Annotated in this window: 9 protein-coding genes; 4 read left to right on the plus strand and 5 right to left on the minus strand. The window is 49.4% G+C overall.

The genetic code is table 11. The features are described 5' to 3' along the window. Positions 1 to 80: 80 nt before the first annotated feature. The 5 genes from ACE41H_RS12060 to ACE41H_RS12080 all read right to left on the minus strand — a co-directional run bounded on the left by ACE41H_RS12060 (position 81) and on the right by ACE41H_RS12080 (position 4,027). Positions 81 to 1,118, minus strand: a complete 1,038-nt coding sequence (locus tag ACE41H_RS12060) for a M42 family metallopeptidase (RefSeq protein ID WP_375355506.1) — start codon at positions 1,116 to 1,118, stop codon at positions 81 to 83. A gap of 33 nt (positions 1,119 to 1,151) precedes the next feature. Next, positions 1,152 to 1,499 (minus strand): LapA family protein, encoded by a 348-nt coding sequence (locus ACE41H_RS12065; RefSeq protein ID WP_375355507.1) that lies wholly within the window; start codon positions 1,497 to 1,499, stop codon positions 1,152 to 1,154. Positions 1,500 to 1,619: 120 nt separating this feature from the next. Continuing rightward, the gene (gene pepF, locus ACE41H_RS12070; RefSeq protein ID WP_375355508.1) at positions 1,620 to 3,407 is read right to left on the minus strand and encodes an oligoendopeptidase F; all 1,788 of its coding nucleotides are present in this window, start codon (positions 3,405 to 3,407) and stop codon (positions 1,620 to 1,622) included. Between the two features lie 196 nt (positions 3,408 to 3,603). Then, positions 3,604 to 3,786: a hypothetical protein gene (locus ACE41H_RS12075; protein ID WP_375355509.1), complete on the minus strand. Its 183-nt coding sequence runs from the start codon at positions 3,784 to 3,786 to the stop codon at positions 3,604 to 3,606. Between the two features lie 7 nt (positions 3,787 to 3,793). Beyond that, on the minus strand, positions 3,794 to 4,027 hold the full coding sequence (locus ACE41H_RS12080; protein WP_375355510.1) for a hypothetical protein: 234 nt from the start codon (positions 4,025 to 4,027) through the stop codon (positions 3,794 to 3,796). 156 nt (positions 4,028 to 4,183) lie between these two features. Between ACE41H_RS12080 and ACE41H_RS12085 the strand changes: the two genes are divergently transcribed. The 4 genes from ACE41H_RS12085 (at position 4,184) to ACE41H_RS12100 (ending at position 8,834) form a co-directional block, all read left to right on the plus strand. After that, on the plus strand, positions 4,184 to 4,381 hold the full coding sequence (locus ACE41H_RS12085) for a cold shock domain-containing protein (protein ID WP_305755326.1): 198 nt from the start codon (positions 4,184 to 4,186) through the stop codon (positions 4,379 to 4,381). A gap of 375 nt (positions 4,382 to 4,756) precedes the next feature. After that, on the plus strand, positions 4,757 to 5,782 hold the full coding sequence (locus tag ACE41H_RS12090; RefSeq protein WP_375355526.1) for a tetraprenyl-beta-curcumene synthase family protein: 1,026 nt from the start codon (positions 4,757 to 4,759) through the stop codon (positions 5,780 to 5,782). Positions 5,783 to 5,804: 22 nt separating this feature from the next. After that, positions 5,805 to 6,776 carry a 6-phosphofructokinase gene (pfkA, locus tag ACE41H_RS12095; protein ID WP_375355511.1) on the plus strand — a complete coding sequence of 324 codons (972 nt, stop codon included), beginning with the start codon at positions 5,805 to 5,807 and terminating at the stop codon, positions 6,774 to 6,776. Between the two features lie 336 nt (positions 6,777 to 7,112). Further along, positions 7,113 to 8,834 carry a glycoside hydrolase family 13 protein gene (locus ACE41H_RS12100; protein ID WP_375355527.1) on the plus strand — a complete coding sequence of 574 codons (1,722 nt, stop codon included), beginning with the start codon at positions 7,113 to 7,115 and terminating at the stop codon, positions 8,832 to 8,834. The last annotated feature ends 220 nt before the right edge of the window (positions 8,835 to 9,054 follow it).

Consider the following 9,054-nt stretch of genomic DNA (forward strand, 5'->3'; position numbering starts at 1 on the left):
TAGGGCCACAGTACCAAGGCCTCCTGGAAGACCGCATGATTGCGGTTCCGGGAGGCCTTTTGGCCATAATGCATATTGCATTAAGTCAGGATATAAGCAGCAAGCAGGCGGGAAGTATTCAGCACCGCCTGCTTATGGGTGCGCTCCATCGCATGGGAGGCATGCACCCCTGGACCAACCAGTGCGGCGCGGATGTTGCTGCCACCCTTGAGCGCTGCGGACGCATCCGAGCCGTACTGCGGATAAATATCGACGGCGTGAGGGATCGCAAGCTGATGGGCCAGCTCGATCAGCCGGCTCGTCATGTCATAGTCATATGGGCCGGACGAGTCCTTGGCGCAAATGGAAACGTCCGTCTCCTTGCAGCTCAGATCATCGCCGATCGCGCCCATATCTACCGCAATCATCTCACGGATGTCAGCAGGGATATAGGCTGCGCCGTGACCGACTTCCTCATAATTGGAAATCAGCAGCTTGACATCACGCTTCGGCGTCCATTGCTCGCGTCGGCATGATTCCAGCAGCCCGAAGAGTGCCGCAACGCTGGCCTTATCGTCCAGATGACGTGATTTAATATATCCGCTTGGCGTCACGATCGCACGGGCGTCGAAAGAGATGAAATCCCCCACACCAATGCCCAGCTTCAGGACATCCTCTTTGCTTTCCACCAATTCATCAATCCGTACTTCCATGTTGCTTTCTTGGCGCTCAAAGGTGCGCGCATCCGCATAGACGTGAACGGAGGGATGGGCTGACAGAATGGTGCCAGTGTAGATTTTTCCGTTCCGGGTATGGATTTGACAGTATTCATTCTCAATGCTGTTCATCATGAACCCGCCGACAGAAGTGATGCGCAGCGTTCCCTGGCTCGTCACTGAACGTACCATCGCGCCGAGCGTATCCACATGAGCGCTCAGCGCAATCGTGTTATCCGCATCTTCGCCCTTCAGCGTAATGATGGCGCCGCCTTTGGCATTCCATTGCACCGGGAACCCGAGATTGTCCGCTTCCTTGCGCACAATCTCCATCACTCCATGTGTGTATCCGCTCGGGCTAGGAGTGTCCAGCAGCTTCTTGAGCAGAGATATAATGTATTCTTCATTCGGTTGAATATTCATGAATGCAGATTTCCTCCTTATTTGGACAACCGGTCAGACATCCTTGACGGAAGCTGCGTCGGCAGTGGCGGCTTCTTGGGTCTCCCCGGACGTATTCCTCAATTGTTCTGTTCCGGCAGCCTGGGCCGCTGGCTGCTGCAGGAGCTCCAATTGGCGTTTGAGGCGTTTAATCTCACGCTGCAGCTTAAATTGGCGGAACATGCCCAGGGAGAATACGATCAAGCCTCCGAGCAGTGTGCAGCCTAAAATCAACAAAATAAGTGGAATTTCGACAACCTGGAACAGCAGATTAACCTGAACCGCTTTGACGTTGATAACGGCGAAAATTGCTGTAAGCAAAGCGATAATCAGTGCGGAAATCAGAGACCATTGTAATTTCATCAGGGCCACCTCCTTGGCGTAATAAGTATAAAATCCCTTGTCCGGTAAGGCAAGGGATTTTATGAAAGCCAATATTCGACAGGTTTTTATGGATCTCGGTGATGCAGACATCCGTTTTGCTCAGGACAGCTTTTCCATTTCTTCGATCAATTCCTTAAATACACTCATAGCCTCGCGGATCGGCTGTGGCGAAGACATGTCGACGCCCGCTTTTTTCAGAATATTGATAGAGTAATCACTGCCCCCGCTTTTGAGGAAGCCGAGATAACGGTCCACCGCCGGCTGCCCTTCCTCCAGAATCTGCTTGGAAAAGCTCGTGGCCGCAGAGAATCCGGTCGCATATTTGTACACATAGAAGCTGTTGTAAAAATGCGGGATACGCGCCCATTCCATGGCGATATCTTTATCCACATGCATATCCGCCCCATGATACTTTACGTTCAGGTCATAATAGATATCCGACAGCAGCTGCGGAGTCAAGGATTCGCCCTGTTCCGCCCGTTCATGAATGATCTTCTCGAACTCGGCAAACATCGTTTGCCGGAATACCGTTGTACGGAACTGGTCGGCATAATAGGTGAGCAGATACATCTTTTCCTTCGGATCCTGTGATTTTTTCAGCAAGTAATCCATCAGCAAGGCCTCATTCGTCGTTGAAGCCACCTCTGCGAGGAAAATCGTATACTGGGCGTCACGGTAAGGCAGCGCGTTATCCGAATAGTAGGAATGCAGCGCGTGGCCCATTTCATGTGCCAGCGTAAACATGCTGTTCAGATTGTCCTTATGGTTCAGCAGCACATAGGGATGGGTGCCATAAGCTCCCCAACTGTAGGCGCCTGTGCGTTTGTTCTCGTTCTCATATACGTCGATCCAGCGCTCGGTATAGCCTTTTTTCAGCGTGGCCAGATAATCGTCACCCAGAGGCTTGAGCCCTTCCAGCGTAGTATCCTTGGCTTCATCATAGGTGATATCCATTTTGTATTCATCCACCAGCGGGGCGAACAAATCGTACATATGAAGCTCATCTACACCAAGCAGCTTTTTTCTCAGCTTCATGTAGCGGTGCAGCAGAGGAAGACTTTCATGGATCGTGTCGACCAGGTTCGTATACACTTCCTTCGGAATGTTGTCGCCATAGAGGGACATTTCCAGCACGGAAGGGTATTTGCGGACCCGGGAATAAAAAATGTTCTTGGTTACATTGGCGCTGAGCGCGGCCGCGATCGTATTTTTATTGGCAGCATACGTATCGTATACCGCTTTAAAGGCCCGCTGGCGCACCTCGCGGTTGGGGCTCTCCAGGAACTGGATGTAACTTCCATGCGTCAGTTCAACCTCGTTACCGTTCTCATCCTTGATGCGCGGAAACTTCATATCCGCATTATTGAGCATACCGAAGATCGTTTGCGGGGCCTGCGAAAGATTGCCGACCTGGGCCAGCAGCGCTTCCTCGGACTTGCTCAGAATATGCGCCTTTTCCCGTTTCATCTCCTGTAGCGTGAATTTATAAGGGGCAAGCTCAGGGGAGGCAATGAACTCATCCAGCTTGTTTTCAGGCAGGGATAAAATTTCGGGAGTAATAAAAGAGAGCGCTTCGCTGACTTCCACGCTGAGCTTTTTCGCTTTTTGCGACAAAGCCTGGTATGTAGGCTCTGCAGTATCTTCATCATGATGGAGATGGGCAAATACATATACCCGTTCCGTTTTCAGTGATAATTCATCCTCCAGCTTGAAGCAGTCGCGAACCGCCTCGGCATGATCCAGCTTGCCCTGGAAGGAGGAGGCTTTCTTTGTTAACTGCTTGATTTCCTCGTATTCCTTGTCCCAGGCCTGCTGATTTGGGAACAGATCTTCCAGCTTCCAGCTGTGTTCCTGTGCTACTTCCTCGCGTTTCAGTACTTTACTCATATAGGGCCTCCTTTGTTCTTTCATCAGCAATGTTCGGGTTTCGGTTTTGGCATCTGCAGGCACCAGCGGAGAAAGCAGGCTGATGGCGAGCAGGATGGCTAGGGGTTTGGCAGACCGCACCATATGCATCCTCCTTTTACCATGACATGTAAGTCATAGTATGGCCTCAGGGGGAAGCAAATATAAATTGCTGCTTTTAGCTGGAACCACCCAGCATCAAACCGTATACTATAAGGAAAAAGGCAAAACAGATCATAACGACAGCTGTCAGGGCCATCCACTTCTTCAACTGGGCGGGGATGCTGTCACGCATCATCAGAAGCACGGCTCCCAGGGTAAAGGAAAGGATAATAAAAATGATGGAGCTGCTCGTATCCATCGGCGTCTTACACCTGCTTAAAAGCGTTCATGATTCGCTCCCATTCTTCCTCGTTGCCTTGAAACTCTTCCTTCGGGAAGCGGTTGTTGGCCCACTGCATCAGGGCAGGGCGGCTCAGAAAAGTATGCGCTTCCTCTCCCCAGTCGTCGGAAATTTCCCGCAGGACAATGTAGCGGCCCTGAACTTCGACTGTCATCATGTTCCACTTGTCTTTTTTGTATATTTCATGCTTTTTCATCATATGCATATCTCCGTAAGTGTTTTGGTCCATAATACCGCAGACGGCAGGGAAAAACAAATCATCCCAGTAGCCAAAACATCAATTGCAATGTTGAAAATGTTGGAGTATAATATGGATATTCGCCATAGATGGCGGTATTTTTAGGAGGTTGTTCACTTGAAGGGTACAGTTAAATGGTTTAATGCAGAGAAAGGCTATGGCTTTATCTCCACTGAAGGCGGCGAAGACGTTTTCGTACATTTCTCCGCAATCCAAGGCGATGGCTTCAAGACTTTGGACGAAGGTCAAGAAGTTGAATTCGAAATCACGGAAGGTAACCGTGGACCTCAAGCAGCTAACGTAACTAAATTGTAAGAACATTTCCGGCAACGGATCTCTTATAAAGTTCGGCTGAACGTCATAAAAGCGCAGTTTTCCCATGGGGAGCTGCGCTTTTTTGCTTCCGCAGATTTGACTGGTGTTAAATATACATAATGACTATAAACAGCAGGGGCTGATCATCATGGCTGTGGCTGAACGAAATGGAAGAGCGCATCCATGGGTGGCGCTCGGGATAAGTGTTCGGAGCCTGTCGAAAAGTGACTTTCTTTATTTGTGCAAACTTGGCGATCATATTATAATAAGTTTGTTTGGATAGGTTGCGAAAAACGTAGACAAATGTGGAGGCACCGTCATTTGAATGATATTGAGCTAAGACAGTTTCAGGCTCCGCGCGGTCCCTTGGGGTTGATGAACCGTATGTACAGATACATCCTTCCCGAGACACAGCGTACCCTGGAATATTGGCGCCAGAGGGCTGAACAAATTCCGGATATCGAACTAAAGAAGCAGGCGCTTGCAAGTATATCAGGCAAGGCGTTTCACTGTATCGGCGGTGCGGTCTATGCGGCGGTTAACCTGCCGGCCCGCCATACGCTGATTCAGCTGATCGTCGCTTATCAGACGATCAGTGACTATCTCGATAATTTGTGCGACCGAAGCAGGTCTTTGGACCCGGAAGATTTCAGACTGCTGCACCAGTCCATGCTCGATGCGGTTAATCCGGCGGCGGAACCTGTTCATTATTATGCTTTGCGGGAAGAACAGGAAGATGGAGGATACCTGCTTCACCTGGTGGAGACTTGTCAGTCATGCATATGCAAGCTTCCGGGCTATGAAGCTGCTATGCCTTATATTCTTGATCTGGCAAGGCTTTATACCGATCTGCAGGTATACAAGCATATCAAGCCGGAGCTCCGGGAAGCAGCATTAATGGATTGGTGGAACCTTCATAAAGAGCGGACACCGGAATTGCGATGGAATGAATTTGCGGCGGCGACGGGCTCAACGCTAGGCGTGTTTATGCTGTTTCTGGCTGCCAGTGCCCCAAATCTGACCGATTCGCGGGCAGCTGCAATTCACCGGTCGTATTTTCCGCATGTCTGCGGTCTGCATATATTGCTGGATTATCTGATCGACCAACACGAAGACCGTATAGGCGGGGATTTGAACTTTTGCAACTACTACGAAGACACGGAAACGATGCTTGACCGGATCGTGTTCATTGTAAACCGGGCGCGGACGGATGTGTCCTCAATACCTGAAAGCTCCTTCCACCGGATGATTATCGAGGGTCTGCTCGCGTTATATTTATCCGATCCGAAGGTCAGCGAGCAGCAGGAGGTCCGTCGTGTCTCAAAGGTTTTAATGAAGAAAAGCCCGCTGATGCGGTTGTTCTTTTTCGTGAACAGTCGTTGGATTCGAAGGCAATTATGAGAGAATGTAGGAGGAAATGAACATGACAGCAGTTAAGAAAATCGCAGTATTAACGAGTGGTGGAGACTCTCAGGGAATGAACGCGGCCGTTCGTGCCGTCGTGCGCAGCGGTCTGTATTTCGGATTGGAAGTGTACGGCGTACAGCGCGGCTATCACGGCCTGCTGAACGATGACATTTTCCAGATGGATTTGCGCAGTGTGGGCGATATCATCCATCGGGGCGGAACGGTGCTGCAATCGGCGCGCTGCAAGGAGTTCAGAACGTTGGAAGGGCAACAGAAGGGTGCGCAAATTTTGCGCGACCGTGGTATTGACGGGCTTATCGTCATCGGCGGTGATGGTTCCTACCAGGGAGCGAACAAGCTGAGCCAGCAAGGCATCAAAACGATGGGGCTGCCGGGCACGATTGATAACGACATTTCTTTTACGGATTATACGATCGGTTTTGACACGGCGGTCAGCGTCGTTGTGGATGCCATCAACAAGCTGCGGGACACCATGTCCTCCCATGAGCGTTCTTCTATCGTGGAAGTAATGGGCCGCCATTGCGGCGATATTGCCCTTCATGCCGGACTGGCTTCCGGGGCTGAGACAATTCTGGTTCCTGAGGTTGAATTCAATATGGACGAAGTGGCAGAACGGATGAAGCAAAACTTCGCTCATGGCAAAAGACATAGTATTATTATCGTCGCCGAAGGTGTGGGTAAAGGGGAAGATGTGGCGGCAGAGCTCGTCAAACGCTTCCCGACGAACGATCCGCGTGTAACGGTGCTGGGCCATATTCAGCGCGGAGGCACGCCTACGGCATTTGACCGTAATCTGGCCAGCAGACTTGGCGATTTTGCGGTGCGTCAACTGATTGAAGGACTATCCGATAAGGCATGCGGTATTATCAAAGGCGAACTTGTTGCCACCGATATTAATACAGTAGTCAATACAAAAAAACCATTTAACATGGATCTGTATGAGCTTGCGATCCGTCTTTCCCAATAATATTATAGAACCCGAATTGGACAGGTATGATCCCTTCCGTGCGACTGTGTCAGAAACGCAGTTTACATGGAAGGGATTTTTTTTAGATTAAAGAAAGTATAAGTTTTCAGCGAAGCTGAAGCTTTCTTTAATCGCAAGAAAAACTACTGCTAGATGTGGTCTGTCTTCTGTGAATTACGTCGAATAGACGTTTTTCTTATGGGCAAAATGAGTGAAAAGCTTTGCAGGAGGCAGAGCATGTTCGCAGATGGTGGATGACAAAATTTCCTTCATTTCAGGGAGGTAAGGGCAGTGGCGACATTAGAAGAAAAAGAGGTTGTCCGGCAGGAGGAAGCAATAAAGAATAAAAAGTGGTGGAAAGAAGCCGTTGTATATGAAATCTACCCCATTAGCTTTAAAGATTCCAATGGAGACGGTATCGGCGATCTGCGCGGGATTATCTCGAAACTGGATTATTTGAAGGATCTGGGTGTAGATGTGATCTGGATTTGTCCCATTTATCAGTCCCCCGGCCAGGATAACGGTTATGACATCAGCGATTATTATGCGATCAAACCGCAATTCGGCACGATGGATGATTTCGATGAGCTGCTGAAGGAAGCGCATGACAGGGGGCTTAAAATCATGATGGATCTTGTATTGAATCATACCTCCGACGAGCATCCCTGGTTCATCGAATCCAGATCCTCCAAGTCCAGTCCGAAACGGGATTATTATATTTGGCATGATGGAAAAAACGGGCTTCCCCCCAACAACTGGGAGTCTTATTTTGGCGGCTCGGTTTGGCAGCTTGATGAAAAAACAGGGCAGTATTACTTGCATCTTTATTCCAAATACCAGCCTGACTTGAACTGGAAAAACGAAGAAATGATTCAGGAGCTGTACAAAATGATCCGCTGGTGGCTGAAAAAAGGAGTCGACGGCTTCCGCTTTGACGCCATTGCGCATATCGTCAAGGCTAAAGGACTTCCGGATGCGGAGAATCCTAATCATTTGGAAGTAGTTCAGGCTAATCAGTTTTTTTCGAATTTGGAGCATGTTCACGACTTGCTGCGCAAGCTGAATGAAGAGGTATTGATGGAATCCGATATTATGACCGTAGGGGAGACTTCGGGTCTTGGACCGGAACAGGCATTGGAGTATGTGGGGAACGAGCGGCATGAGCTCAATATGGTATTTCAGTTTGAGCACATGACGCTGGATTCTCCATCGACCGGCACCTCCAGATGGGAAACCCGTTCGTGGACGCTGCCGGAGCTGAAAAAAATTATGGCCCACTGGCAGACTACGCTGCATAATAAGGGCTGGAACGCCAACTATTTGGGCAACCATGATCAGCCGCGCCAGGTGTCCCGTTTCGGTAATGACAAAGAATACCGGGTGGAATCCGCGAAGATGCTGGCTACGTTTTTGCTGACCCTTGAGGGTACCCCTTATATTTATCAAGGGGAAGAAATCGGCATGACCAATGCTTCCTTCAAGCATATTCAAGACTACAAGGATATCGAGACGCTGAATTTCTATAAGCTGTCGCAAATGCAGCAGGTGCCTGAGGACAAAATCATGGCCGCAATCTATGCGAAAAGCCGGGATAACGCCCGAACTCCCATGCAATGGGATGCCAGCGAGCATGCGGGATTTTCGGATAGCAAGCCCTGGATGAAGGTCAATGATAACTACAGAGAGATCAATGTTGAAGCGGCTCTCAAGGACCCTAGCTCTATATACCACCATTACCGTAAGCTGCTCGCCCTGCGCAAGCAGCATAAAGTGATGGTTTACGGGGAATACACACTTCTGCTGCCGGAGGACCTGGAATTGTATGTCTATACACGGACACTTGCTGAGGAATGTCTGCTGGTCGTTTTGAACTTTGGCCATGACACCGTTGAATTTGAGTGGCCGGATCAGCTTGCATACGATGCGGGAGAGCTGTTAATCGGCAATTATGAGGGGCTGCCGGAGGGGGAGAGTGAACAGAAAAAAACAATCCGTCCCTATGAAGCCAGAGTGTACAAATTAATTAAGAAGAGGGCTCAAAAGATCCATTGTCCCTGAACCGGCGCTGCACAACCTGGAGGCGGAGAAGGAGGGTGGCCGCCCCCACAATGTCAGAGCTTTATTGTAAGCGATGGACCGAATTCTGAACAGTATATTTTACTAAAGGTAACAGGGCTCAATTAAAAAGACCCGCGGCATTTGGAGGCCACTGAAAAACATAGCTTTTCTGAGGGCCAAAAGAGAATTCATCAAAAAGACGACATTTCATTCAGAAATA

It is taken from the genome of Paenibacillus enshidis (genome assembly GCF_042136365.1).
GTDB classification, from domain to species: domain Bacteria; phylum Bacillota; class Bacilli; order Paenibacillales; family Paenibacillaceae; genus Paenibacillus; species Paenibacillus enshidis.

Bases quoted from the DNA above. Each gene is read 5' to 3' on its own strand.
- ACE41H_RS12060 (WP_375355506.1), bottom strand. From the start codon at position 1,118: ATGAATATTCAACCGAATGAAGAATACATTATATCTCTGCTCAAGAAG.
- ACE41H_RS12065 (WP_375355507.1), bottom strand. From the start codon at position 1,499: ATGAAATTACAATGGTCTCTGATTTCCGCACTGATTATCGCTTTGCTT.
- pepF (WP_375355508.1), bottom strand. From the start codon at position 3,407: ATGAGTAAAGTACTGAAACGCGAGGAAGTAGCACAGGAACACAGCTGG.
- ACE41H_RS12075 (WP_375355509.1), bottom strand. From the start codon at position 3,786: ATGGATACGAGCAGCTCCATCATTTTTATTATCCTTTCCTTTACCCTG.
- ACE41H_RS12080 (WP_375355510.1), bottom strand. From the start codon at position 4,027: ATGATGAAAAAGCATGAAATATACAAAAAAGACAAGTGGAACATGATG.
- ACE41H_RS12090 (WP_375355526.1), top strand. From the start codon at position 4,757: ATGAACCGTATGTACAGATACATCCTTCCCGAGACACAGCGTACCCTG.
- pfkA (WP_375355511.1), top strand. From the start codon at position 5,805: ATGACAGCAGTTAAGAAAATCGCAGTATTAACGAGTGGTGGAGACTCT.